A 24,968-nucleotide genomic window follows, 5' to 3' on the forward strand; every position below is an offset into this window, starting at 1 on the left:
CCCGCCTGCGACGAGCCCCGCCCGCCTGCGACGAGCCCCGCCCGCCTGCGACGAGCCCCGCCCGCCTGCGACGAGCCCCGCCCGCCTGCGACGAGCCCCGCCCGCCTGCGACGAGTCCCGCCCGCCTGCGACGAGCCCCGCCCGCCTATGACGGGCTCAGTCCGACTACGACGGGCTCAGTCCGACTACGACGAGCCCAGTCCGACTACGACGAGCCCAGTCCGACTACGACGAGCCCAGCAGCCGGCCCACGACGAGGCCAGCCCGCCTACGACGAGCCCAGCTGGCCTGCATGGTGAGGTTCGCACTTCGTCCCTGGCGAGCGGCCCGCCGTCAGGTGAGGCCGTGCCAGGGTCCCGGGCCTCGGGCCCTCGAGCCGTCATTCGGCCGGGGTGCAGCGAGTGGTCGGGACGTCGGCCTTCATGGGTGCAGACCACGGCATGAGCTCGACAGCACGCTCGGTGAAGGCGAGTGGGGAGGCCGTCCCCTCGGGGCGCCGTCGAGAGGGCGTCCCTGTTCTCGGGAGCGCCCGCGGCTGTAGCGCTGCCTGCTCGAGCTCACGCCGCGCACGGTGCAGCGGCGAGCCATGCTCCGGACGGGCTTCGAGCCGCTCGTTCGACGAGTGCCTCGGCTGGAGCCGGAGGACGACGTCCGACCCGACCCGACGCGACCCGACCCGACCCGCAGCGTGCATGACGAAGGCCCGATCGCACAGAATGTGCGACCGGGCCTTCGTCCGTCAGATGGTCGTGGTGTCAGTGACCTTCGTCGTGGTGTGATGCCTCGATCTCGGAGCGCTTCACCGGGGCGATGCGGTCCTCGAAGAAGAACGACGACGCCGAGGCTCGTGCCCGCTGGAGTGCGGTGATCTTGCCGTTGGCGTTCGGCCGGACCATGAGGGGCTCGTACTCGTTGAAGTCGAGCAGGCGCCAGCGCTCGTACTCGTCGAGCTGCTCGTGCACCTCGATGTACTCGCCACCGGGAAGGCGGACGATGCGGCCCGACTCGTAGCCGTGCAGGGCGATCTCGCGGTCCTTCTTCTGCAGTGCCAAGCAGATGCGCTTGGTGACCCAGAAAGCGATGAACGGGCCGAGGATCAACGCAGCCTGGCAGGCGTGGATCACGTAGTTCAACGACAGGTGGAAGTGCGTCGCCATGATGTCGGAACTCGCCGCCGCCCAGAGGCTGGCGTAGAACACGATGCCGGCGGCACCGATCGCCGTGCGGGTCGGGGCGTTGCGAGGGCGGTCCAGGATGTGGTGCTCACGCTTGTCACCCGTGACCCAGGCCTCGAAGAACGGGTAGAGCAGGACCACGACGATGAACAGACCGAGGACCGTGATCGGCACGAGGATGTTCATCGAGACGGTGTAGCCGAAGGCGACGAACTCCCAACCCGGCGGGACGAGACGCAGGGCGCCGTCGGCGAAGCCGATGTACCAGTCGGGTTGGGTACCGGCCGACACGGGGGAGGGGTCGTACGGCCCGTAGTTCCAGATCGGGTTGATCGTGAACAGCGAGGCGATCAGGACGATGACGCCGAAGACGATGAAGAAGAACCCACCGGCCTTCGCCGCGAACACGGGCATGACCGGAACGCCCACGACGTTCTGGTTCGTCTTGCCCGGCCCGGCGAACTGGGTGTGCTTGTTGATGATCAGCAGCAGGAGGTGCACACCCAGGAGGGCGATGAGCAGGGCAGGCAGCAGCATGATGTGCAGCGAGTAGAAACGCCCCACCATGTCGGTGCCGGGGAACTCGCCACCGAAGACCAGGTACGAGATCCACACGCCGATGACGGGGATGCCCTTGATCATGCCGTCGATGATTCGAGCACCGTTGCCGGAGAGCAGGTCGTCGGGAAGCGAGTAGCCGGTGAAACCTTCGGCCATGGCGAGGATCCAGAGCGAGAAGCCGACGACCCAGTTGATCTCACGCGGCTTGCGGAACGCCCCCGTGAAGTACACGCGGAGCATGTGCAGCATGATCGCGGCCACGAACAGCAGGGCTGCCCAGTGGTGGATCTGACGGAAGAGCAGACCACCGCGGATGTCGAACGAGATGTCGAGCGTCGACGCCATGGCGGCCGACATGTTGAGGCCCTTCAGCGGGACGTACGACCCGTTGTAGTTGACCTCGGCCATGGACGGCTGGAAGAAGAACGTCAGGAACGTGCCCGAGAGCAGGATGACGACGAAGGAGTAGAGGGCGACCTCACCCAGCATGAACGACCAGTGGTCGGGGAAGATCTTGCGACCGACCTCTTTGACCAGGCCGGACATGCTGGTGCGCTCGTCGATGTAGTTCGCGGTGGCGCCGAGGATCTTGTTGGTCTTCGTCGGCGCGAAGGCGGGAGCCTTGCCGATGTTGTCGGACGTGGCCGGCTCGGCACCGTGTGTCGGGGTGGTGGTGATCACTTTTCGCGCTCCCAGAAGCTCGGGCCCACAGGTTCGTGGAAGTCGCTCTGCGCGACGAGGTACCCGTCGGCGTCCACCGTGATGGGCAGCTGCGGCAGGGGGCGCTTGGCGGGCCCGAAGATCACTTCGCAGTTGTTGGTCACGTCGAACGTGGACTGGTGGCAGGGGCAGAGCAGGTGGTGTGTCTGCTGCTCGTACAGTGCCACGGGGCAGCCGACGTGCGTGCAGATCTTCGAGTAGGCGACGATTCCGTCGTACTGCCAGTCTTCGCGTCCCTCGGCCGGGTGGAGGTCTTCCGGCTTGAGGCGCATGAGGAGGACGGCCGCTTTGGCTTTCTCTTCGAGCAGGTGTTCTGATTCGTTGAGGTTCTCGGGGATCACGTGGAAGACGGAACCCAGGGTGACGTCGGACGCACGGATGCGGGCGCCGGCGGGGTCGGTGGCGAGGTGCATGCCCTCTTCCCACAGGGTGTGGCGGAGGACCGCGTTCGGGTCTTCGGCCGGTGCCAGGTCGCGGAACAGGACGACGGCCGGCAGGGGAGTCGCGACGAGGGCGCCGATGAGGCTGTTGCGGATGAGGGACCGGCGTCCGAAACCGCTCTCGTGGTTGCCGAGGGCGAAGACCTCGACCGCCTTCTCGCGCGTGGGCTCCGACCCGCGGGTGTCGTGCCGCATCTCGGTGATCTCACGCGCGGGCATGAGGGTCTTGGACCAGTGCACGGCACCGATGCCGACCGAGAGCAGGCCGAGGGCGATGCCCAGCCCCAGGAAGAGGTTGTTCAGTCGGACGGAGCCCGAGTCACCCGAGGTGATAGGGAACGCCACATAGGCACCGATGGCGGCGATGCTGCCGACGATGGACAGGAAGAAGAAGAGGCTGACCTGGCGTTCGGCACGCTTCTCGACCTTGGGGTCGATGTCGGTGACGCGATCGCGGTGCGGCGGTTCGCCCGGGTTCTGGAACACGTCGGACGTGACGACCGCCGTGCCGGCCGAGACCTGTCGAGGCTCGCGCTTCTCGACAGCCGAGCCCGCCGTGGGGGCCTCGTCGTCGTGCTCTGCCATTGTTTCTGCCTTTCGTGAAGTACGGAGAGAACGCGGGTCAGTTCGACCGGGCGGTCAACCAGATGGTGATCGCGACGATCGCACCGAGCCCGAAGATCCAGATGAAGAGGCCTTCGGCGACGGGGCCGAGGCTTCCGAGCTCGAATCCACCCGGCGACGGGGTGTTCTCGACGTACTTGAGGTACGTGATGATGTCGGCCTTGTCCTGGGGCGACAGGTTGAGGTCGTTGAAGACCGGCATGTTCTGCGGGCCGGTCTGCATGGCCTCGTAGATGTGGTGCGCCGTGACGCCCTCGAGCGGCGGGGCGTACTTGCCCTGCGTGAGGGCACCACCGGCACCGGCGACGTTGTGGCACATGGCGCAGTTGATGCGGAAGAGCTCGGCGCCGTTGGTGGTGTCACCGTCCGCCTGCAGCAACGAGTCGTCGGGGATGGCGGGGCCGGGGGCCAACGACGCGACGTAGGCGGCCATGGCGGCGACCTGCTCGTCGGAGAACTGGGTGGGCTTCTGCTCGGCCTGCGGACCGTTCACGGCCATGGGCATGCGACCGGTGCCGACCTGGAAGTCGACCGACGCCGCACCGACGCCGATCAGGCTCGGGCCGCTGTCGGTGCCGGCGGCGCTCAGACCGTGGCACGTGGCGCAGTTCGAGGCGAAGAGCTTCTGGCCCTCGTCGATGCTCTGCTGCGAGGTCGCGGTCGCACTGCTCTCGTCCGCCGAGGCGGTCGACGAGAAGAGGGCGTAGGCACCACCCGTGGTGAGCAGGCCGACGAGCAGCAAGGAGGCGGTGGCGACGGGGCCGCGACGGCCGACCTTCTTGGTGCGTCGGGAGGACGAGGTTCTGGAGAACATGCTGTGCAGACGATCCAATGCCTATTTGAGGAGGTAGATGACGATGAAGAGGCCGATCCAGACCACGTCGACGAAGTGCCAGTAGTACGACACGACGATGGCCGTGGTGGCCTCTTTGTGCCCGAAGTTCTTGACGGCGTAGGCACGACCGATGGTGAGGAGGAAGGCGATCAGACCGCCGATGACGTGCGCGCCGTGGAACCCGGTCGTCATGTAGAAGGCCGAGCCGTAGGCGCTCGAGCTGAGGGTCACGTGCTCGGAGACGAGGGTCGCGTACTCGTAGACCTGGCCGCAGACGAAGACCGCGCCCATGGCGTAGGTGAGGAAGAACCACTCGACCATGCCCCAGCGGCCGACCTGGAAGAGGCGACCGGTACGGTGCGGCTGCATGCGCTCGGCGGCGAAGACGCCGAACTGGCAGGCCACCGACGAGAGCACGAGCGTGATCGTGTTCGTGAGGGCGAACGGCACGTTGTGCAGTGCCGTCTGGTCGGCCCAGAGGCCGGGAGACGTCGAGCGCAGCGTGAAGTAGATCGCGAAGAGGCCGGCGAAGAACATGACCTCGCTGCCGAGCCACACGATGGTGCCCACGGCAACCGTGCTGGGTCGGTTGACGACCGGGCCGCCAGAAGGTCTCGAGAGAGAGGTACTTGTCACGAGGTCCATTATGCCTGGTAACTCGCCCTGGGTTTGCGCCGGAAACCCCGGGTCGGGAATTTCCCTTGACGACGAGACATCGGACGGGTCCGGCCGCGCCGGTAGCCTGTGGGCATGACCTCCGAGCTCACCTGGCCCCTGATCATCGACGCTCTGCTCACCGGTCGGGACCTCTCCATCAACGAGGCCACGTGGTCGATGGACCAGGTGATGACGGGCGACGTCACCCCCGCGCAGCTGGGGGCCTTCCTGGTCGCCCTGCGGGCCAAGGGCGAGACCGTCGACGAGATCGTGGGCTTCCGCGACGCGGTCCTCGCCCACGCGGTGGCCCTGCCGGTGGACAGCATGGCGGTGGACATCGTCGGCACGGGCGGCGACCGCTTCGGCACCGTCAACGTGTCGACCATGGCGTCGATCGTCGTGGCCGCCACGGGCGTGCCGGTCATCAAGCACGGCAACCGTGCCGCGAGCTCGTCCTCGGGCTCGTCGGACGTCCTCTCGGCCCTCGGCATCGACCTCTCCATCGGCGCCGACCGCGTGGCGGCGGTGCTGAAGGAGGCCGGCCTGACCTTCGCCTTCGCCGCCGCCTTCCACCCGGGCTTCGGCAACGCCGCCGTCGTCCGTCGTGAGATCGGGGTGCCGACCGTGTTCAACTTCCTCGGCCCCTTGGTCAACCCCGCACGACCGGAGGCCAGCGCGGTCGGCGTCGCGTCGCTCGACAAGGTGCCGCTCATCGTGGGCGTGTTCCAGACCCGGGGTGCCACGGCGCTGGTGTTCCGAGGCGACGACGGCCTCGACGAACTCACGACGACGGGCCACAGCCACATCTGGGAGGTCACGGCGGGCTCGGTGACCGAGCACGACCTCGACCCGCTCGAGCTCGGCATCCCGAGGGCGCGCATCGCCGACCTGATCGGCGGGGACGCCGAGCACAACGCCGGCGTCGCCCGCGAAGTGCTGGCCGGGGCCCGGGGGCCGGTCCGCGACATCGTCCTGCTGAACGCCGCCGCGGGCCTGGTGTCGTACGGGCTCGCCGCCGACCCCGGCCAGCGGGAGCGACCGATCCTCGCGCGGTTCCGCGAGCAGCTCGACGTCGCGGCCCGGGCCGTCGACTCGGGAGCGGCGATCGCGAAGCTCGACCAGTGGGTGGCGGCGACGCGCACCTCGTGACGCGGCCGCGCCTCGTGACGCGGGCCGCGCCTCCTGACCGTCGCCGCGCCTCCTCGGGTCGGCGGTGCCGGCTCGCGGCCGTCGCGTCGAGGCGACGACGAAGGGCCCGTCCTGTCGGACGGGCCCTTCGCGTGGCGTGGATCAGTTGACGTCGTCGTCGACCCAGTCGAAGGTCTTCGTGACGGCCTTCTTCCAGAGGCGGAGCGTGCGGTCGCGCTCGTCCGCGTCGATGTTCGGCGTCCAGCGCTTGTCTTCCTGCCAGTTGGCGCGCAGGTCGTCGAGGGTCTCCCAGAAGCCGACCGCGAGACCGGCCGCGTAGGCCGCGCCGAGGGCGGTGGTCTCGGCGACGACCGGACGGACGACCGGGACGTCGAGGATGTCGGCCTGGAACTGCATCAGGGCGTCGTTGGCCGTCATGCCGCCGTCGACCTTCAGCTCGGTCAGGTCGACGCCCGAGTCGGCGTTGACGGCGTCGAGCACCTCGCGGGTCTGGAACGCGGTCGCCTCGAGCGCGGCCCGGGCGATGTGGCCCTTGTTGACGTACCGCGTGAGGCCGACGAGGGCGCCTCGGGCGTCGGAGCGCCAGTACGGCGCGAACAGGCCCGAGAAGGCGGGGACGAAGTAGACGCCACCGTTGTCGTCGACGGTCTTGGCGAGCTCCTCGACCTCGGGGGCCGAGCCGATGAGGCCCAGGTTGTCGCGCAGCCACTGGATCAGTGAGCCCGTGACGGCGATCGACCCCTCGAGCGCGTAGTGCGGGGCGGCGTCGCCGAGCTTGTAGCCGAGCGTCGTCAGCAGCCCGTTCTTCGAGTGCACGATCTCTTCGCCCGTGTTGAAGATCAGGAAGTTGCCGGTGCCGTAGGTGTTCTTCGACTCGCCCTGGTCGAAGGCGGCCTGGCCGAAGGTCGCGGCCTGCTGATCGCCCAGGATGCCGGCGATCGGCACCTCGCGGAGCAGGCTCGACGCCTCGACCGTGCCGTAGACCTCGGACGAGCTCTTGATCTCGGGAAGCATGGACTTCGGCACGTCGAACGCCTCGAGGATGTCGTCACGCCACTGGAGCGTCTCGAGGTCCATGAACAGGGTGCGCGAGGCGTTGGTCACGTCGGTGACGTGGACGCCGCCGTCGGTGCCGCCCGTGAGGTTCCAGAGGACCCAGGTGTCGGTCGTGCCGAAGAGCAGGTCGCCTGCCTCGGCCTTCTCGCGGGCACCCTCGACGTTCTCGAGGATCCAGACGACCTTCGTGCCCGAGAAGTACGTGGCGAGCGGCAGGCCGACGATCGGCTTGAAGCGCTCGACGCCGCCGTCCGCCGCGAGGCGGTCGACAATGGGCTGCGTGCGGGTGTCCTGCCAGACGATCGCGTTGTAGACGGCCTTGCCGGTGGTCTTGTCCCAGACGACGGCGGTCTCGCGCTGGTTGGTGATGCCGACGGCCTTGATGTTGTGACGCGTGATGTCGGCGCGGGACAGGGCCTGGCCGATGACCTCGCGGGTGTTCTCCCAGATCTCGGCGGGGTCGTGCTCGACCCAACCGGCACGGGGGAAGATCTGCTCGTGCTCCTTCTGGCCGGTGGCCACGATCGAACCCGAGTGGTCGAAGATGATGGCGCGGGTGCTGGTGGTGCCCTGGTCGATGGCCAGGACGTAGTCGGTGTCGCTCACGGGTGGAACTCCTTCGTCGTTGATGGATGCGGCTCGCACAGAGGCCCGGGACGGTCCATTCGAGCGGACGGGCCCGAGCCTCTGCTGGGAGCGGGTGGTGCGATCGGGGTCGGTCGGCGCGGGTGGGCCGGCCTCGGCCGATCAGGTGGATGCCGGGGTCAGCCGGCCAGGGGGAGGAGCGGGAAGGACAGCAGCGCCGCGAGGGCGCCGCCGACGAGCGGGCCGACGACCGGCACCCAGGCGTACGACCAGTCGCTGCCGCCCTTGCCCTTGATGGGCAGGAAGGCGTGGGCGATGCGGGGACCGAGGTCACGGGCGGGGTTGATGGCGTAGCCGGTCGGGCCACCGAGCGACGCGCCGATGCCGACCACGAGCAGGGCGACGGCCAGGCCGCCGAGCGGGCCGAGGTTGGCGGCGTTCGGTGAGGCGCCGTTGGTGATGGCGATGATCGTGAAGACCAGCACGAAGGTGCCGATGATCTCGGTCACGAGGTTCCAGCCGTAGTTGCGGATGGCCGGGCCGGTCGAGAAGACGCCGAGCTTGGTGGCCGGGTCGGGCTCGTCGTCGAAGTGCTGCTTGTAGGCGAGCCAGACGACGACCGCACCGATGATCGCTCCGACCATCTGGGCCAGCACGTAGACGAGGAACGCCCCGAACGTGATGTTGCCGAGGATCAGCTGCGCGATGCTGACGGCCGGGTTGAGGTGGGCGCCCGACGAGTAGGAGACCAGGATCCCGACGAAGACCGCGAGGCCCCAGCCGAAGTTGACCATGAGTGTCCCGCCGTTGAAGCCCTTGGTCTTCGTCAGCGCGACGTTGGCGACGACGCCGCCACCGAGGGTGAGCAGCATCGCGGTGCCCACCGTTTCAGAGAGAAAAATCAATCCCAGGTTCACGTCGACCTTCCTTGTCGTACGGCGGGGCGACAGTGCACCCGCGGTGAGCGTGTGTCAACACCTTAGTGCTGTGATCACACGGGATGAGAAGGAAACATCGGGGGTTTGCACATATGTGCATCGGGGTGCCCTGGGAGTAGGTTGAGCGACAGCCTGGTGCCCCGAGCACCGCCTCCCGCGCCGAGAAAGGTACTTCGATGAAGAAGCTCATCAACGATCCGTCCGACGTCGTCGACGAGGCCGTGGCCGGCTTCGGAGCGGCGCACGCCGACCTCGTGGTCGTCTCGCACGATCCGACGTTCGTCCGGCGCGCGGCAGCCCCCGTGCCGGGCAAGGTCGCGATCGTCAGCGGAGGGGGGAGCGGTCACGAACCCCTGCACGCCGGGTTCGTCGGCCACGGGATGCTCTCGGCCGCCGTGCCCGGCCCCGTCTTCACCTCGCCGACGCCCGACCCGATCGTCGCAGCCACCCAGGCCGTCGACGCCGGGGCCGGCGTCCTCTACATCGTCAAGAACTACACGGGCGACGTCCTCAACTTCGAGACCGCCGCCGACCTCGCCGAGGCCGAGGGCATCACGGTCCGATCCGTGCTCGTCGACGACGACGTGGCGGTCAAGGACTCGCTTTACACCGCGGGTCGACGGGGCGTGGCCGGCACCGTCGTCGTCGAGAAAACGGCCGGGGCCGCGGCCGAACGCGGGGACTCGCTCGACGCGGTGGCCGAGGTGGCCCGTCGGACGAATGAGGCGACCCGGTCGATGGGGGTGGCGCTCACGGCAGGGACGGTCCCGCACGCCGGTGAGCCGAGCTTCACGCTGGCCGACGACGAGATCGAGATCGGCATAGGCATCCACGGAGAGCCCGGTCGTGAGCGCGTACCGCTCGAGCCCGTCGACGCGGTCGTCGACCGGCTGCTGGCCGCCGTGACCGACGACCTCGGAGTCGCGTCCGGAGACCGGGTGCTGCTCTTCGTGAACGGCATGGGGGGCACGCCGCTGGTCGAGTTGTACATCGCCTACCGTCATGCGGCCGAGGTGCTCGAGGGTCAGGGGGTCGAGGTGACGCGCAGCCTCGTCGGTTCGTACGTCACGTCACTCGAGATGCAGGGCATGTCGATCACGCTGACGCGTCTCGACGACGAACTCACCGAGCTCTGGGACGCGCCGGTCGAGACGGCTGCGCTCCGCCGGGGACGGTGACCCGGCGTCGACGGAGCCCCGTCCGACCAGGACGCGGACGCGACGGCCCACCCCGCGGCGACACCGGGACGCCCCACGCCACGACACCGCACCACGAGACACCGCACCACGAGACACCGCACCACGAGACACCGCACCACGAGAGGATCGACGACCGCATGACACTCGACGCCACCTGGACCCGGGCCTGGATCGACCGCACGGCCGACGTCGTCGCCGCCGAGCACACCGCCCTCAGCGAGCTCGACCGGCAGATCGGCGACGGCGACCACGGCGAGAACCTCTCGCGGGGATTCACCGCCGTCCGCAGCCGGCTCGCCGACCTGCCCGCGGACGCGACGCCGGGTGCGGCGCTCAAGCTCGTCGCGACGACCTTGATCTCGACGGTCGGCGGCGCCTCGGGTCCGTTGCTCGGCACGGCGTACCTCAAGGGGTCGGCCGCTCTGGGCGACGCGACCGAGCTCGACTCGGAGGCGCTGGTGGCGTTCCTGACGGCGGCCCGCGACGGCGTGGTGCTGCGCGGCAAGGCGGAGGTGGGCGACAAGACCATGATCGACGCCTGGACGCCGGCGGTCGACGCCGCCGCAGCTGCCGCAGCCGGGGGAGCGAGCCCCGCGGAGGTCCTCCGGGCGGCCGCGGACGCCGCCGCGGCCGGAGCCGCCTCGACCGAGCCCCTGGTGGCCCGCAAGGGACGGGCCAGTTACCTCGGCGAACGAGCCGTCGGCCATCGGGACCCCGGCGCCCAGTCGTCGTCCCTCATCATCGCCGCGGCGGCGGACGCCGCCGACGGCACGACCAAGGAGTCCTGAGCATGCCCACCATCGGAATCGTCGTCGTCTCCCACAGCGCAAAGATCGCCGAGGGCGTGGTCGACCTGGCCCGTCAGATGGCGCCGACGACGACCCTCGTCGCCGCCGGCGGGACGGACGACGGCGCCATCGGCACGAGCTTCGACAAGATCTCGGCCGCCCTGGCCGTGGCCGGGGCCGGCGGGGGAGCCGTCGTGCTCTGCGACCTCGGCTCGGCCATCCTGACCAGCGAGACGGCCGTCGACTTCCTCGACGACGCCGACAAGGAGCGCGTGGTCATCGCGGACGCCCCGCTGGTCGAAGGCACGGTGGCCGCGGCCGTCGCCGCCGAGACCGGGGGAGACCTCGACGCCGTCGCCGCGGCGGCCCGCACCGCGACGGGCGTCGCCGACGCCCACGCCGACGAGCGCGAGCTGCGCGGCGGAGACGCGATCGAGCGCTCGGCCGTGCTGGTCAACGAGTCCGGACTGCACGCCCGCCCGGCCGCCGACCTCGTCACGCACGCGTCGAAGTACCAGGCGGACGTGACCGTCAACGGCGTCGACGCGAAGAGCCTGCTGCGCATCATGGGGTTGAACGTGGGCGTCGGGTCGACGGTGGCCGTGATGGCCACGGGGCCCGACGCCGCCGCGGCCGTCGACGACCTCATCACGCTGATCGAGGGCGGGTTCGGCGAGAAGGCGAGCTGACCGCCCCGCGCCACCCGCGCCTCCCGGGCGTCGTCGTCAGCGGCGTCGCGACCACTTCGTCAGCAGCATGTCGTCCGCGAGCAGGACGTGGTCGAGGGCCAGTCCCTTGAGCGCCATCGCCTCGCGGGCCGCGACGATGCGTGGCCCGGCGCCCCCCTCGAAGTTCGGTGAGACCGTCAGGCAGAGTTCGTCGACCACGTCGGCGGCGACCAGGTCGCCGAACAGCGCCGGTCCGCCCTCGGTGTGGATCTGGGTCAGACCTCGCTCCACCAGGGCCCGGACGAGGAGGCGCGGGTCGACCAGGTCGCGACCGCACGACACGACGTCGGCGACCTGGCCGAGTCGGGCGCGGGCGTCACGAGGGGCTCCGTCGTGCGTCAGGACGACCGGGCGGACGGGGGCGTCCGTGAACACCCCGCTCGTCGGGTCGAGGCCGAGCGTGCCGGAGACGATCGCGAACACGGGGTGGTCGGGCAGCCCGGCCGCGCGGCGCCAGGCGACGGCGTCGTCGTCCAGCCGCATCGGACCGTAGCCCTCGTCGCGGACGGTGCCGGCCCCGACCACCACGACGTCGCAGAGCCGACGCAGCAGGTCGAACACCAGCAGGTCGGCCGGGCCGCCGAGGTCGCGCGTCCGGCCGGCGGCCGTCGCCGAGCCGTCGACGCTCGCGACGAAGTTCGCTCGGACCCGGGGGCTGGAGCGGTCGGGCGGGCTGTGCAGGTCGACGAGGTCGTCGACCGTCAGGACGGCGCCGGCCCGCGGGGGAGCGGGATGCAGCTGCGTGACGGTGGTCGCGGTCACGGGGCCTCGTCCTCGAGGTTGTGGCGTTCGACGACGGGGTCCCGCCAGCCGAGGATCGCCTCGACCATGCGGACGGCGTCCACGCTGGCCCGGACGTCGTGCATCCGGACGATGCGCGCGCCCTGCAGCACGCTGACCGTGGCCGCCGCGAGCGAACCGGCGAGACGGTCGGGCCTGTCACGGCCGAGCGACTCACCGACGAAGTCCTTGTTCGACACGGCGGCGAGCGTCGGGTGCCCCAGGGCCGCCACCTCGGACAGTCGCCTGGTGAGCTCGAGCGAATGCCGCGTGGTCTTGTTGAGGTCGTGCCCCGGGTCGACGACGATCCGGTCGTCGCGGACGCCGTGGGCCCGAGCGAGGTCGACCCGGCGGGTCAGGAACTCGACGACCTCGGCGACGACGTCGTCGTAGTGGGGGCGGGGATGGGGGCGACGCGGTGCGGCCAGGCTGTGGGTGACGACGAGCGTGGCGTCGGAGTCGGCGACCACGTCGGCGAGGCGCGGGTCGTGCAGCCCCGTGGTGTCGTTGATCACGTGGGCCCCGGCGGCGACGACCCGCTCGGCGACCTCGGGACGGAAGGTGTCGACCGAGATGACGACGTCGGACCGGCCGGCGAGGGCCTCGACCACCGGCAGCACCCGGTCGAGTTCGTCGGCGGGTGACAGTTCGGGCCCCGGGGCGAACGGGACGCCGCCGATGTCCACCCAGTCGGCACCCGCCTCGGCCGCGTCCACGGCGGCACGAACCGCCCGGTCGAGCGCGAAGGTGGCGCCCTGGTCGAAGAACGAGTCGGGCGTCCGGTTGACGACGGCCATCACGGCGACCTGGCGGGAGAAGTCGACGGTGCGCGCCCCGATGCGCCGCACGGGGACGCGGAGGGGCGGCAGGACGACCGCCGACGGGGCGGCCTCGCGACGGCCGCTCGCGGGGTCAGACACGGGACGCGCCGATGAGGGCCACGGCCTCGGCGCGAGCCGAGGGCTCGGACAGGACGCCCCTGCTGGCGAGCGTCACCGTCGTGCTGCGGGTCTGTCGAGCTCCCCGCGTCGTCACGCAGCCGTGCGCCGCGTCGAGCACGACGAGCACGCCGTCGGGACGGGCACCGGCCTGGACGGCCTCGGCGATCTCCTCACCGAGGCGTTCCTGCAGCTGCGGCCGCGAGGCGACGGCGTCGACGACCCGGGGGAGTGCGCCGAGCCCGACGATCGTCTCACCGGGCACGTAGGCCACGTGGGCGACGCCGACGAAGGGCAGGAGGTGGTGCTCGCACACCGAACGGAACGAGATGTCGCGGACGATGACGACCTCGCCGAGCTGGTGGCTCTCGGCCGAGACGGTGGCCTGGGCCACGAGGTCGGTGGCGTCGACCGTGAGCCCCGAGAAGAACTCGGCGTAGGCGTCTGCGACGCGCCGCGGCGTCGACTCGAGCCCGGGTCGACCGACGTCCTCACCGATCGCGGCGAGCAGTTCGAGCACGGCGGCCTCGATGCGGGGCCGGTCGATCGGCGGGTGGGTCATCGCACCATCCTCTCAGGCGACGGGATCGGTCGCGCCGTCCGTGACGGGCGTTCTGCCCACCCCGTGCTACCTCATCCGGGGCGTCTCCCACGGTAACTGGGTAAGAGCTTTATCACTTTGGGACCTATTGGTCGTGGCGTGGGAGCGCACCTTGAGCGGCCCCTGCGGGCGCCTGTCAGCCGCTCCTGGGGCGAGACTGTTCGCTCGCTGGACGGCCTGACGATTGTCTGCGGACGGCGTGCGGCTAGACGTACGAGAGCGATGGATGAGCTGCGGCGAGGAACAGACGCCTGGCGGCAGCTACGGCCATCGGGCGGTAGTCATCCCGGGGATGCGGGCAGGTTCTGCATCGAGACGGTCGAGATCGTCGGCTGAGAGCTCGAATGTCATCGCGGCCAGCAGTGCCTCCAGCTGTTCGGTCAGCCGGGCACTGGCGATGGGAGCGACCACGGTCGGCATCGTCACGTCGCGCGCCTCCGCGATCTCGTCTGCCATTTGGAGGACCTTCACGCTCGCGTCGTTCAGGTAGGCGGAGGCGAAGCCGCTGCGGGCTGAGTCGTCGAAGTCGTCCTTGCTGCGGTACTTGCCGGACAGGAAGCCGCTCGATCGGTTTTGGCCGGCAGATGTGCTGCAGCAACCTTCTGTGCCAGAACTCCGGACCGAGTCGACATGCGGAGGAGCAGTCAAACCACTAGTAGCCACTTGCGCGTCCGACCGGATTCGCATTCCACCGGGCTGTGGCGTCACCTCGTCGAGGCCTGTCAGGCACCCGTCACCTATCTGCTAGCCGCAGAGGCGCAGTCCGGCTGGGTGCATGGCGGTCTGCCTGCTTTGCCCGGCGTGGCACCGTGGGCACGCCAGATGGCCTCCATGTCGTAGCGTTCGAGGCCGTCGCGCATCTTCTTGACTGCTTCACCCGAGTACCGCGGGTGTTTCTGGGACCCGAAGACGAAGACATTGCTAAAAGGCTCGCCTTGGTCGAGGCCGAGGTGCTCGCGTAGCGCGGCGCTCTTAGGTGGTGTCAGAGCTGCGGCTGCGGCCAGATCCGTCCGGGAGATGCTGTAGCGCTTCTGCAGGTTGACTTCGCGAATTGCGGCTGCATCCTCGGCATCGGCCGTAAAGGTGACGGGGAGGCCATCGACCTTAACGAAGCGCACTTGCACCTCTAGGTCAGTGCCACTGATGTCCGCCCCGACAGCCCCTAGGGCTGGGAAGACCTGTTCGCGCGTCTTGCCGTCGAGGATGCCGCGTTCCACTCTGCGCACATCGGCTTCGCTCACTCGGGCATCGGGGTCGACGTGCGATTCCATAGCCAGGAGTGGTCTCATGCGGGCGCGTGCTGCTGAGCGAGCTCGGCGACCGGGCTTGAGTAGTTCGGCGATTTGCGAGTACTCGCGATCGATGAGAGTCACGAAATCCTGGGGCGGCTCGGTGGAGATGGGGAGCACTCGTGACGGGAGGTGGTCGGCGAGGCGCTCGTCGAAGACACGGTGGAGGATGTCGTCGAAGAGGGTAATTGCGGCCCGTGCGTGCAAGTAGAGCAGCTGTTCGGGTACCTCCGCGAACCAGTGCTGCTCCTCGTCACGAAGGGCGTCAATCGCTCGGAGGGTGCCTGCCTCTTCATCGGTGACCTTCAGCCCGGATAGCTCCTGGCCCTTCCTGACGGCTAGCTCGAAGCCGATCGATCTGCCCGACTGCGGGTCGAAGACGCGGTTGCCACCTTGCACAAGGGCCGCTTTAAGAAGCATCTCGAAGGCGTGTTGAAGGCGCAGCAGAATTTCGGTCGGCCTTCCGTCGTCGACAGGGCTGTTGAACGCGGTCATGGCCGCTCGCATCGATGAAATCGCTTTGTTCTTGAGCGAACGGGCATCGTGCTTGAGCTTCACTAGATCAGGATCATGGGTGTGCAGCGAGCCGGCAAGTACCTGCTCTTGTGGGAGTGACGTATTTTGACTGGGCGGCGACCGGGCGCCCGTTAGACGGTCGCTCACCGGGACACCTCGGCGGGCCTGCTTCGGCCGGCCGAGGTCAAGCGGCGCCTGGCCTGCGGATTCGCGTATGCCTGTCCCGCAAAAATGCCCGGTGACGGGGGTCTAAACGCTTCAGTCATCCAACGCTCATCGGATACGCCCGCGTCTCAACGTCCGGCCAAGATCTCGCAGCACAACGTGACGGTCTTGCAGCGCTGGGTGTTGACGATCAACACGTGCATGTTGACCACGGCTTGTCGGGCGCGACTCGAGCACGGCCCGGCCTCCGCGAGGCGCTGGCCGCGAGCCGAGTCGGCGACGTCCTCGTGGTCACGAAGCTCGACCGTCTCGCCCGCTCACTCCGGGACGGGACCGACATCGCGGACGAGCTCACGAAGAAGGGTGTCTCGCTGAACCTCGGGGGAGCGGTCTACGAACCCACCGACCCGGTCGGCCGGCTGCTGTTCAACGTGCTCGGCATGGTGGCGGAGTTCGAGGCCGACCTGATCCGTGCCCGGACTCGGGAGGGCATGGCGATCGCGAAGGCCGCCGGTAAGCTCAGCGGACGCAAGCCCAAGCTCACCCCCTCGCAGGAGAAGCACCTCGTGCAGCTGCACGGCGCGGGCACCCACACGACGAGCGAGATCGTGGGGCTGTTCGGCGTTGCCCGTTCGACGGTCTACCGAGTTATTCAGCGAGGCGAGCAGTCGTAAATCGACACAGCGCGTTTAGCCCTACAAATGGCGTCGTTTATCCGGTAGCCGACCCAGTTACGGGCTGTGCCCGCAATTGGTCCATAAGTCGTCCATTGTGCGATCGATTTGGTCTGCTTGGTTCCGTTGCTACAGAAGTATCTCGGTGATCGGACCACCGGCGACGCCGGGCTCGAGGGCGATTGCTGGCCGGTAGCGGGGGCCGTTGATCGTGTCGCCGTCCCATTCGTAGGCGACGATGCGGAGCGTGTTCAGTTGCCGCCCGACGAGCACGGCCATGGGAAAGGGGCCGTGGAAGGCTAGATGTACTTCGGCTCGCCCGTGATCTGCTGACAGTCGCTTGATGTGCTGAGCGATGGCTTGGGCGAGACGACCCGCGTCCTGTGGATCGATTCGACTGGTGTTCGTGACGGAGACGATCTTTGCGTCGGCGAACACCTTTCCGGATTCGCGTACCAGGAGCTGGAAGGCGTTGAGATCTGGGTTAGTGGTAAGCGTCACGAAGACCGCGACTATGTTCGCAGCGTTGCTCGGCCGGGTGGCCTCGGTGGGAAGCGCCTCGACGCTGAGTGGGGTGATGCCCTGGTCATTACTCGTTGGTGTGGACTCCCAAGCGTTGTTCCGCACATCGAGGACCTCGACGTTGCCGATCTTTGTCTCAGGCAATGCTGCGCCGAGCGCGAGGCCGATCGCAAGGTGTGCGCCGCCAAAAATTTGCACGCGCTTCGCGCCTGCCGCGAACACTGCGTCACCGGTGAGTGGGAGTGTCCTTTGAAGGAGTTCGAGGCCGTCGGGCGATGGGAGCCTTCCTTCGGTGGCCTCCTTGATTCGTATATGAAGGTCGTCGTCGTCAGCATCTAGTGCGAACGGGGCAGGGCGGCTTTGAACTCGAATGGTGAAGTCCCGGCCCTCTGAGCGGATCTCGGGTCGACGTTGTTTGATGCGGTGCATGAGGAGGTCGCGAACGATTTCGAGATCGCCGGCGGGGTCGAGCACGTTGGCCTGCTTTTTTTCAGCCAGTGTTCGTGCCGGTGCGAGTCGCAGCAGTCGGTCCGGGGCGTCGTAATCGCATTTTGTTTGGCTTCCCTCTCGTGCGACCTTGTTGGCTATGCACAGGCTAAACGCGGGGTTCTCGTCGAGCTGAAGCAGTCGGGGAAGTTCGCGTTCGCGGACGATCTCGCTGTCGACGATGTCAGGCGTTACTACAAGCACGCCTGCCGAAAGCCCCTCGGTGAGGGCCTGCTCGAGGCGGTCGGTGGTCGTACCTGCTTGCAGGTCGATGCGGTCTCTCCACGGGACAAGGCCAGCGGCCCTAAGCAAGTCCTCCAACGATTGCGCTTGCCGCGTCCCGTCTGACTGGCGGTACGAGATGAACACGGGTCCATGACCGCGAACGGCGCCAGCAGGAAGCGGGCTGAGCGGACTGAATCGTGGCGTGGGGAGGGTCACGTTCGCATTGAGCATGACGACTCGGCCTAGCCGGTGGCGTCGTGCGATGAGACCGAAGTAAGCGTCAGTATGGCTGGGCGCGAACACGAGGAGCGCGAGAGGGTCGCCAGCGGCTTTGGCAGCGGCGCGCATTGCGTTGCGGTCTATGGCGCTCGGGCCAGATGGCTCGGGGTGGCTGTGCCACTCGCCGACATAGCCGATTGGGTCATCGTCCGCTCTATCCGAAAGAAATTCTTCAAGGTGCATATTGGCCCGAACGTCATTGCGAACATATCGGTCCCGCGTCGCGCCACCGCCATCAATCACGAGCGCGTGCGTGATCACGACTCTGTCGACCTCGCGGTATCCGAGGAGGATACCGCCGGTTTCGAGGGGCAATCGTTTCGCCGTCTCGGACGTGATCGTCTCGTGCGCGCCAGCACTCACGTCGATGCTTGGAGCGGATCGAGTCATTATGCGACCCTTGCTGAGTTGTCGAGGTTCCGGACTTCCCCTGCGGGGTGAACGGGACGCTCAATGAGGAGACCGATGACGTGACGGACGGTCGCGGATGCTGCCTCGACCGCGACGTGGGGTGGCGTTGGCGAGATCGGGCTGCCGCACCCGGCTTCGAACACTGCAGGCGGCTGCTGATCGGCGACGAGGCTCGAGTCAGGCAGCGCGTCGGCGCCCCCAAGCGGTGGGAGTAGATCAACGCGGTAAGTGGCGCCGTCGTTCTGAATTGAGGCAGAGATGATTCGCTTTTGCGCGGACCTGGCCGCGACATGCAGGAGCGCGGTCGTGGCGAAGTCGGCACTGGTATTCACGACGAGGTCGTGACTCGTCAGAAGCTCCATGGCGACGTCGCCGGACAAAACAGCTTCGTCGAGCTCCTGGATGTTCTCTCCGGCGACCTCATGCCGGGAGACCAGATGCCGCTTGACCGCGGTAACTTTCGGCAGCCCCACCATTTCCGGTCCGACAAGGTGACGGACGAGGTTGCCGGGCATGATTATGTCGCCGTCGATGAGCGTCAGGCGTCGGATGCCGGCACGAACGAGCATGTCTGCGGCGAAAGAGCCGAGCGCGCCGACTCCAACGATCGCGACCCGAGCTTCGTGGAGCAGGGGCGCGACAAGACCAGCGCGGGCCGTCTTGGCGGCAGGGGTATCGGCTGTCGAGCGGAGGCGCCGAACGGCAGTTCCCCCGTCTCTAGTCGGCCATACCTCGAGGATGATCGCGCCGTCATGCATACCGCGGCGATAAATGAGCAGCACGACGTCGACGAGATGGTTACGGATCCGTCGGTCGAGATCCACGTCGGGGGCGATGCGGGCCGCGATGTCCTGCCAGGATTTCGGCGGAACGTCTATCTCGCCGAGATCGGCGATATAGCCAAAGCGGTCCTTATTGTGCTTGGACGCCTTCGGCAGGCGCGTGCCGCTTCCGATCCGCATGGTGTTGTTGCCACTAGGGCGGAATCGCACGAAGCCGTTCGGGTAGCAGGTGGGGTCGTCGTAGAGATACAAGCGCTGGTCCTTGGAGAACTCGAAGTATCGTTCGAGATCTAGATCCGGCCGATCGTCGGGCCACCCGGCATTCGCCTGCTCAAACCATGCGGTTACGTGCTCCAGGAAGGCCGACGCCTCTGTCCACCACAGGTCTTCATGGTCGTCTTCCGCCACCAAGCAGAGCGAGCCGTCTAGCTCTCGATGCCAGGACCACGCAACGCTGTCCGGATCGACAGGGATAACGCGTGGCGGCTGGAACGGAAAGCGAGCCCGGAACGAGATTGCGACCTCCGTTGACCCACCTGGATGCGCGACCATGCCTCGCCATTCACTATCGCCCTCAAGGAAGCCCGCGCGGATCAGGCCCTCCTCGAAATGCTGACGGCTATATGTGACGTACTCTTCGTACTCGGCTATCGTCAACCGAAGGTCCTGGCGCCCGCCGGTACGACCCGCTTACCTGCGGAAACCGCGAACTCTCGCTTCGATCCGTTGTCGTTGAAGCCTGGCGGCATCGGGAAGACGGTGTCGTCGTCGCCGTTCTTGCCGAGCAGCTTCTGGAACGCCAGTGCGGCTTTGCCCTCGTCCTCCTCGTCCAGCGCGTCCCGTGCGTCGGCGGCGGCGTCCAGGAATTGAGTCCGCGCTGCCTCCAACTCATCATCGGTCGCGCGGATGCTGATGGTGTGCCCGGGGAGTGTGGGGTCGCTGACCGCGATGCCGTAGGTAACGAAGTCCGCGACAATCTTGCTCATCTCGTCGAGTGCCGAGACGTAGTACTCCGCGTGATCGCTTCCAGTTACGAGACCAGAGGCAAAGGCCTGATACGCCGCGACCTCGAAGAAAAAGCCTCCTGGCTTCTTCTTACGGAGAAGCGCGCGCCGGGTCTGGCGGAGCAGCTTCACCGTCGGAACGTAGAAACCGTCGTGCGCGGTGTTCATCTCGGTCGACAATGACGTCAAAGATTCGGGGTTGGTGCGCACCCACTTGTTGTCGTCGCCCTTTTGCGGGATCTCCCAAGTCTCGCCATCCCAGTGCGGGCGAGCGGGAACGGCGTCGACGTACAGGTCGTAGCCCGGAAACGAGACCTGCAGACTTCGAGCCTGTCGCTTGGTCCGCTGATGCCCGTCGTCATCACGCCCGAATTCACCATGGAGAACGGTGAAGAACCGATCGAGGATTTCCTTCGATGTCACGTCGCTCGGTAGATCGGGGAGGCGGACGAACACGTCAACGTCCTTTACGCGCTTGATGGACACGCTTCGCTTGTAGGAACCAATCAGCACCGGGTTCACCCCGTACTCGGCGAGCTTCGCATCAGCCGCGAGGGCATCACGGACGAGACGATGCGCCTCTGGCGCGTTAGCCTTGTCATCGCCGGGCTCAATGGACTTCAACGCATCCTTGAATTGCTGCTTCAGGTGAGCCATCTAACGCACTCCGCTCTTCGTCGGGCTGATCTCTTCAGTCTACAAAGGGGATCCGACATTGCGATGCTGCGTTGGGCGAAGTCAATCTGCTCGAGCACTCGGAGCGCCATGATGGGTGCTGGGTCGACAGCCGACCGCCTCATCTCCAGCCAGAACATAGAGAAGACGGCCGGCAGGGTCCGCGAGATGCAGGGTCGGCAGATCGCCCCTCGGGACCCGGTCGCCTGGGCTGATAATCGTCGGTGGCTCAGCGTTGAACAGCCGCCCATCATCAAAGTGCCGATGATACTGGCCGGCATCGGCATCGGCATCGGCATCGTCAGCCGGAACCGCAGGCTCGCGTTTGGTTCGAAGAGAAGCTCATCGGAGGGATGACTCGCGACGTTAGACATGCCCGGTAGGGGATCGTTGGCCGGCACATCGGCACCGGTGCTGGGCAGACGCACTAGCGTCTGAGCATGTGCGCTGACTCGCTGTCGATCACCGTCGCATCGGTGTCCTCCGCGGAGGGACTGTGGTGCGCGCTTACGGACGAGCGCGACTCCTGGTGGCCTGAACTAGTGCTGACTCCCGAGGTCGGCTCGGTCGTGCGCGAGACCTGGACCGAGGGCGGCCGCGAGCACTTCGCTGACGATCGCGTGACGGAAGCAGTACCGCCGAGTCGGCTGGCCTTCGTGTGGCAGCAGCCGGAATGGCCGTCGCCACTTATGGTCCGCTTCGACATCCGTAGTGACGGCGAGCGGAGCACGGTCACGCTGACGGAACGAGGTTTTGGGCAGCTCGTAGATGGCGACGGACTTCGAGCCGCACACGAGGAGGGGTGGAACTTCCATCTCGCAAACCTGCTCAGGGCGGCGTCCCGATAGACGATCGCCCACTGGATGACTTGCTGTGGGGCGAGCGCACTCGGAGAGGACGCCGTTTTGGTCGTTCCGCGTCGTCGGTGAGCGGGCGAAAGCGGTCCTCAACGTCGTAGCGTCTAGGGATGCAGCAGCCCAGGGGCCTCGATCAGCTCGTATCGGAATGGCGGAGCTCTGGACCAGAACGTGCGCGCTTCGTGCCGGGCTTCGACCCATCAGGTGGAGGAGCAGCGGCGAAAGTTCTCGTGTTGATGGAATCACCCGGTCCTGCCACGATCAGGCAGGGCGAGGACGCGATCAGCAGTGAGGACAACTCGGGGCCGACGGCGTCTGCGTTCAGGCGAGCACGGATCGAGTCGGGTCTGGGCAGGAACGTTTACCTGCGATGGAACATCGTCCCGTGGGCCCTGGGTCGGGCGCCGACCGTCACGGATCTCGACGACGCACGCCCTGCCCTGGCTCAGCTGCTCGATTCTCTGCCGCAGCTGCGGGCGATCGTGACCTTCGGCACTCCGGCCCTGACGGGCGTGATGAGGTACTTCACCCTGGAACCGCGTGCGAGGGTCGTGCCCGTGCTCGCGGCACCCCATCTGTCGCCGGCGAACGCCACCCGCGCCGGCGAGAAGCACCTGCGGGCCGTCACGGCCCTACGGCACGCTTCGCTTCTCTGATCATCTCGGCGAGGAGTCGGGGCTGTGCTGCAACGCGGCGATCACGGCCAGGAGATCCTGTGCCCCGGTGTTCAGACCGGCCGACCACACAGCGCGGAACGGTCGTCTCAGGTCGACGGCTGCCGGGACGGTGACGAGGCGCCCGGCGCGGAGGTCGTCTTCGACCAGCAACGAGCTGATGACTCCCGGGCCCACACCGCCGGCGATGGCCGCCCGGATGGCGCCCGTCGACGACAACTGCGCAGCGGGTTCTGCCATCAGGGCAGGGTCGATCCCCAGGGCGAGCTCGAGGGTCCGGCGGGTGCCCGAGCCCGACTCCCGAGACACGAGCGGTGTGGATGCGAGATCGGCTGCCGTCACGGGTTCGGACTTCGATGCCCATGCGTGTCTGGGCGAGACGACGATGAGCAGTTCGTCGACACCCAGGACGGTGCTGGCGAGCCCATCGGCCTCATCAGGGGTCTCGGTGAACCCGAGGTGCACGCGCCCCGAACGGACCTCGTCGACGACCCAGTCGCTGTTGCCCGATTCCAGGCGCACCCGGACACGATCCGCTGCCGCTGTCATCCAGCGGGGCATCAGCGCCTCTGACACCGTCTGACTCGCCGCGACGAGGAGAGCGTCGGAGGCGCCGGTCATCAGGGTGTGCAGCGATCGTTCGAAGGTGGTCGCCGCCTCGAGCAGGGGGCGGCCCCACTCGCACACCAGGAGTCCGTGCTCGGTCAGCGCCGAGCCGGCCCGAGAGCGGACGAGCAACGTACGACCCAGCCGCCGCTCGGCGCCCGTGATGCGAGACGACGCCGCCTGCTGGCTGATGCCCACCGATGTCGCGGCACGGCCCAGACTGCCCGACCTCGAGATCGCCTCCAGCAGTCGGAGCGTCTCGAGATCAATAGGGAGTCCGGTCACAAGGATCGATTGTGACACCACAAGCATCCGCCCGTATCGGCAGCCGGACGCACGTACGAAAATCGAGGCATGCCTGCCACGATCACACCGACTGTCGCCCCTCCCCGCACGCACGGTCTGTTCCGCCAGCTCGAGCACCGCGGGCAGATCGTGTCGAACCTGACCCCGAACTGGTTCGCGTCGATCATGGGGACCGGCATCGTCGCCAACGCCGCGGCGACCCTGCCGTTGCAGTTCCCGGGGCTGCGCCCCGCCGCGACCATCGTCTGGGCACTGGCCAGCGTGTTGTTGGTCGCTCTCAGCACGGCGACCGTCATGCACTCGGTGCGTTACCAAGCCACCGCGCGGGGGCATCGACTCAATCCGGTGATGGCGCACTTCTACGGGGCACCGCCCATGGCGCTGCTGACCGTCGGCGCGGGAACCCTGCTCTTGGGCAAAGACGTCCTCGGCACGCCCCTGGCGGTCGGCATCGACTGGGTGTTGTGGACCATCGGTACGGTGCTCGGCCTCGTCAGCGCGATCGCGGTCCCGTACCTGACGTTCACCCGGCACGACACGGCCCCCGACAGTGCGTTCGGCGGCTGGCTCATGCCCGTGGTTCCTCCGATGGTGTCTGCCTCGACCGGTGCGCTGCTGCTGCCCTTCCTGCCCGCGGGGCAGGCAAGGCAGAACATGCTCTGGGGGTGCTACGCGATGTTCGGGTTGTCGTTGCTGGCGTCGATCGTGATCATCACGCTGATCTGGTCACGCCTGGCCCAGCACAAGATCGGCCCGGCCGGCATGGTCCCGACCCTCTGGATCGTCCTCGGCCCCCTGGGGCAGTCGATCACCGCAGCCAACCTGCTCGGTGGCAACGCCCACCTCGCCGTCGACCAGGCAACCTCGCACGCCCTGTTCGTCTTCGGGCTCGTCTACGGTGTGCCCACTCTGGGATTCGCTCTGATGTGGGCAGCACTGGCATCGGCCATCACCCTCCGCACCATCCGCCAGGGGCTCCCGTTCTCACTCACCTGGTGGTCGTTCACCTTCCCCGTCGGCACCTGCGTGACAGGCCTGAACGGTCTGGCCCTGCACACGGGCCTCGTCGCGCTGCAGGTACTGGCGGTCGTGTTCTACATCGGGCTCGTCGGGGCCTGGATCACGGTCGCCGTGCGCACCTTCCACGGCAGCGTCATCCGCGGAACGCTCCTCGCGCCTCCCCGTCCCCTGCCCTGACCGCGGATGACGTGGGGGCGTGGGGGAGCGGCTCAGATCGAACAGGCGTCGTTCCAGTCACGGCGATAGGCCTCGGGGTCACTGACGTCGACGATGGCCGAGGCGGCGCCCTTGGGCTCGTCACGCGACCGGTAGCTCTCGAACGCCACCGCGGTGAGGTCGTTGCTCGCCGGGTCACGCACCCCGGAGGCCTCCACCCACAGAGTCCAATTCCACCGCGCCCGGACGCCAGGCTGCAGCGCGCCCTCGCCGACGACCAACACGACGTCCGTGCCGGCGGGCGCGGACTCGGAGTCCGTGCCCGTGAATGCTCGGACGGATGACGTGAGGCCTCTCGCGCTGATCTCCCGAGCCAACTGACTGCCCATGTCCGAGAGTTGCTCGCCAGCATCGCCGTCCACAGCCACGATGCCTCGACCGGACGGAAGCCGACTCAGCATCTCGGAAACCAAGTCATGGATGACCGTGTCGTTCATGGTGCTTTCTCCTGCTCACTCGTTCGTCGAAATGGATAAGGGAGTCGGCG

At 67.6% G+C, this 24,968-nt stretch carries 25 protein-coding genes; 9 read left to right on the forward strand and 16 right to left on the reverse strand.

Translation table 11 applies throughout. The features are described 5' to 3' along the window. Positions 1–755: 755 nt before the first annotated feature. From qcrB to ctaE, 4 genes are read right to left on the reverse strand one after another with little or no spacing between them, the layout of a single operon-like run. Complete coding sequence (gene qcrB / locus ABID81_RS07030) at positions 756–2,366, reverse strand: cytochrome bc1 complex cytochrome b subunit (RefSeq protein WP_354594326.1); 1,611 nt, start codon at positions 2,364–2,366, stop codon at positions 756–758. Positions 2,367–2,413: 47 nt separating this feature from the next. Then, entirely contained in the window at positions 2,414–3,481 is a 1,068-nt protein-coding gene (gene qcrA / locus ABID81_RS07035; RefSeq protein ID WP_056256107.1) for a cytochrome bc1 complex Rieske iron-sulfur subunit, read from the reverse strand. 37 nt (positions 3,482–3,518) lie between these two features. After that, positions 3,519–4,334, reverse strand: a complete 816-nt coding sequence (qcrC, locus tag ABID81_RS07040; RefSeq protein ID WP_354594100.1) for a cytochrome bc1 complex diheme cytochrome c subunit — start codon at positions 4,332–4,334, stop codon at positions 3,519–3,521. 21 nt (positions 4,335–4,355) lie between these two features. Further along, the gene (ctaE, locus tag ABID81_RS07045; RefSeq protein WP_194593768.1) at positions 4,356–5,000 is read right to left on the reverse strand and encodes an aa3-type cytochrome oxidase subunit III; all 645 of its coding nucleotides are present in this window, start codon (positions 4,998–5,000) and stop codon (positions 4,356–4,358) included. Between the two features lie 105 nt (positions 5,001–5,105). Here ctaE and trpD point away from each other — a divergent pair, with 105 nt between their 5' ends. Further along, complete coding sequence (gene trpD, locus ABID81_RS07050) at positions 5,106–6,161, forward strand: anthranilate phosphoribosyltransferase (protein WP_354594101.1); 1,056 nt, start codon at positions 5,106–5,108, stop codon at positions 6,159–6,161. Between the two features lie 141 nt (positions 6,162–6,302). On the opposite strand, the gene glpK is transcribed toward trpD, so the two are convergent. Next, a complete protein-coding gene (gene glpK, locus ABID81_RS07055) occupies positions 6,303–7,823 on the reverse strand; it encodes a glycerol kinase GlpK (RefSeq protein WP_354594102.1) in 1,521 nt (506 codons plus the stop codon). Positions 7,824–7,981: 158 nt separating this feature from the next. Then, on the reverse strand, positions 7,982–8,719 hold the full coding sequence (locus ABID81_RS07060; RefSeq protein WP_354594103.1) for an MIP/aquaporin family protein: 738 nt from the start codon (positions 8,717–8,719) through the stop codon (positions 7,982–7,984). A gap of 197 nt (positions 8,720–8,916) precedes the next feature. Here ABID81_RS07060 and dhaK point away from each other — a divergent pair, with 197 nt between their 5' ends. From dhaK to dhaM, 3 genes are all read left to right on the forward strand, one after another. After that, positions 8,917–9,918, forward strand: a complete 1,002-nt coding sequence (gene dhaK / locus ABID81_RS07065; protein WP_354594104.1) for a dihydroxyacetone kinase subunit DhaK — start codon at positions 8,917–8,919, stop codon at positions 9,916–9,918. 158 nt (positions 9,919–10,076) lie between these two features. Continuing rightward, the gene (gene dhaL / locus ABID81_RS07070) at positions 10,077–10,727 is read left to right on the forward strand and encodes a dihydroxyacetone kinase subunit DhaL (protein WP_354594105.1); all 651 of its coding nucleotides are present in this window, start codon (positions 10,077–10,079) and stop codon (positions 10,725–10,727) included. A gap of 2 nt (positions 10,728–10,729) precedes the next feature. Continuing rightward, on the forward strand, positions 10,730–11,416 hold the full coding sequence (gene dhaM / locus ABID81_RS07075; RefSeq protein ID WP_354594106.1) for a dihydroxyacetone kinase phosphoryl donor subunit DhaM: 687 nt from the start codon (positions 10,730–10,732) through the stop codon (positions 11,414–11,416). Between the two features lie 36 nt (positions 11,417–11,452). Here dhaM and ABID81_RS07080 read toward each other — a convergent pair whose 3' ends face one another. From ABID81_RS07080 to ABID81_RS07100, 5 genes are all read right to left on the reverse strand, one after another. Further along, positions 11,453–12,217, reverse strand: coding sequence for a pyrimidine reductase family protein (locus ABID81_RS07080; RefSeq protein ID WP_354594107.1), 765 nt, complete (start codon positions 12,215–12,217; stop codon positions 11,453–11,455). Next, on the reverse strand, positions 12,214–13,155 hold the full coding sequence (gene folP, locus ABID81_RS07085) for a dihydropteroate synthase (RefSeq protein ID WP_354594108.1): 942 nt from the start codon (positions 13,153–13,155) through the stop codon (positions 12,214–12,216). The genes ABID81_RS07080 and folP overlap by 4 nt, the downstream gene beginning before the upstream one ends. Continuing rightward, positions 13,148–13,735 (reverse strand): GTP cyclohydrolase I, encoded by a 588-nt coding sequence (folE, locus tag ABID81_RS07090; protein WP_354594109.1) that lies wholly within the window; start codon positions 13,733–13,735, stop codon positions 13,148–13,150. The genes folP and folE overlap by 8 nt, the downstream gene beginning before the upstream one ends. A 300-nt stretch (positions 13,736–14,035) precedes the next feature. After that, positions 14,036–14,437: an aldo-keto reductase family protein gene (locus ABID81_RS07095; RefSeq protein ID WP_354594110.1), complete on the reverse strand. Its 402-nt coding sequence runs from the start codon at positions 14,435–14,437 to the stop codon at positions 14,036–14,038. A 74-nt stretch (positions 14,438–14,511) separates the two neighbouring features. After that, positions 14,512–15,621, reverse strand: a complete 1,110-nt coding sequence (locus ABID81_RS07100; protein ID WP_354594111.1) for a DUF8611 domain-containing protein — start codon at positions 15,619–15,621, stop codon at positions 14,512–14,514. Positions 15,622–15,854: 233 nt separating this feature from the next. On the opposite strand from ABID81_RS07100, the gene ABID81_RS07105 reads away from it, so the two are divergent. Beyond that, positions 15,855–16,418 carry a recombinase family protein gene (locus ABID81_RS07105; RefSeq protein ID WP_354594327.1) on the forward strand — a complete coding sequence of 188 codons (564 nt, stop codon included), beginning with the start codon at positions 15,855–15,857 and terminating at the stop codon, positions 16,416–16,418. A gap of 129 nt (positions 16,419–16,547) precedes the next feature. Here ABID81_RS07105 and ABID81_RS07110 read toward each other — a convergent pair whose 3' ends face one another. The 3 genes from ABID81_RS07110 to ABID81_RS07120 are packed head-to-tail and all read right to left on the reverse strand — an operon-like array spanning position 16,548 to position 20,784. Beyond that, positions 16,548–18,320 carry an SAVED domain-containing protein gene (locus tag ABID81_RS07110; protein ID WP_354594112.1) on the reverse strand — a complete coding sequence of 591 codons (1,773 nt, stop codon included), beginning with the start codon at positions 18,318–18,320 and terminating at the stop codon, positions 16,548–16,550. Then, positions 18,320–19,780 (reverse strand): ThiF family adenylyltransferase, encoded by a 1,461-nt coding sequence (locus tag ABID81_RS07115; RefSeq protein ID WP_354594113.1) that lies wholly within the window; start codon positions 19,778–19,780, stop codon positions 18,320–18,322. The genes ABID81_RS07110 and ABID81_RS07115 overlap by 1 nt, the downstream gene beginning before the upstream one ends. Then, positions 19,777–20,784 (reverse strand): SMODS domain-containing nucleotidyltransferase, encoded by a 1,008-nt coding sequence (locus ABID81_RS07120; protein ID WP_354594114.1) that lies wholly within the window; start codon positions 20,782–20,784, stop codon positions 19,777–19,779. The genes ABID81_RS07115 and ABID81_RS07120 overlap by 4 nt, the downstream gene beginning before the upstream one ends. 108 nt (positions 20,785–20,892) lie before the next feature. Here ABID81_RS07120 and ABID81_RS07125 point away from each other — a divergent pair, with 108 nt between their 5' ends. From ABID81_RS07125 to ABID81_RS07135, 3 genes are all read left to right on the forward strand, one after another. Further along, a complete protein-coding gene (locus ABID81_RS07125) occupies positions 20,893–21,159 on the forward strand; it encodes a hypothetical protein (protein WP_354594115.1) in 267 nt (88 codons plus the stop codon). 83 nt (positions 21,160–21,242) lie between these two features. Beyond that, a complete protein-coding gene (locus ABID81_RS07130) occupies positions 21,243–21,650 on the forward strand; it encodes an SRPBCC family protein (RefSeq protein WP_354594116.1) in 408 nt (135 codons plus the stop codon). Positions 21,651–21,769: 119 nt separating this feature from the next. After that, positions 21,770–22,315 (forward strand): uracil-DNA glycosylase family protein, encoded by a 546-nt coding sequence (locus ABID81_RS07135; RefSeq protein ID WP_354594117.1) that lies wholly within the window; start codon positions 21,770–21,772, stop codon positions 22,313–22,315. On the opposite strand, the gene ABID81_RS07140 is transcribed toward ABID81_RS07135, so the two are convergent. Continuing rightward, positions 22,316–23,362 (reverse strand): LysR family transcriptional regulator, encoded by a 1,047-nt coding sequence (locus tag ABID81_RS07140; protein ID WP_354594118.1) that lies wholly within the window; start codon positions 23,360–23,362, stop codon positions 22,316–22,318. Here ABID81_RS07140 and ABID81_RS07145 point away from each other — a divergent pair. Then, positions 23,294–24,442, forward strand: a complete 1,149-nt coding sequence (locus tag ABID81_RS07145) for a TDT family transporter (protein WP_354594119.1) — start codon at positions 23,294–23,296, stop codon at positions 24,440–24,442. The two genes, ABID81_RS07140 and ABID81_RS07145, sit on opposite strands and share 69 nt — an antisense overlap. A 32-nt stretch (positions 24,443–24,474) precedes the next feature. Here the strand turns inward: ABID81_RS07145 and ABID81_RS07150 are convergent, their stop codons facing one another. Further along, positions 24,475–24,918: a hypothetical protein gene (locus tag ABID81_RS07150; protein WP_354594120.1), complete on the reverse strand. Its 444-nt coding sequence runs from the start codon at positions 24,916–24,918 to the stop codon at positions 24,475–24,477. Positions 24,919–24,968: the final 50 nt, after the last annotated feature.

This window comes from Frigoribacterium sp. PvP054 (assembly GCF_040547465.1).
Taxonomy (GTDB): domain Bacteria; phylum Actinomycetota; class Actinomycetes; order Actinomycetales; family Microbacteriaceae; genus Frigoribacterium.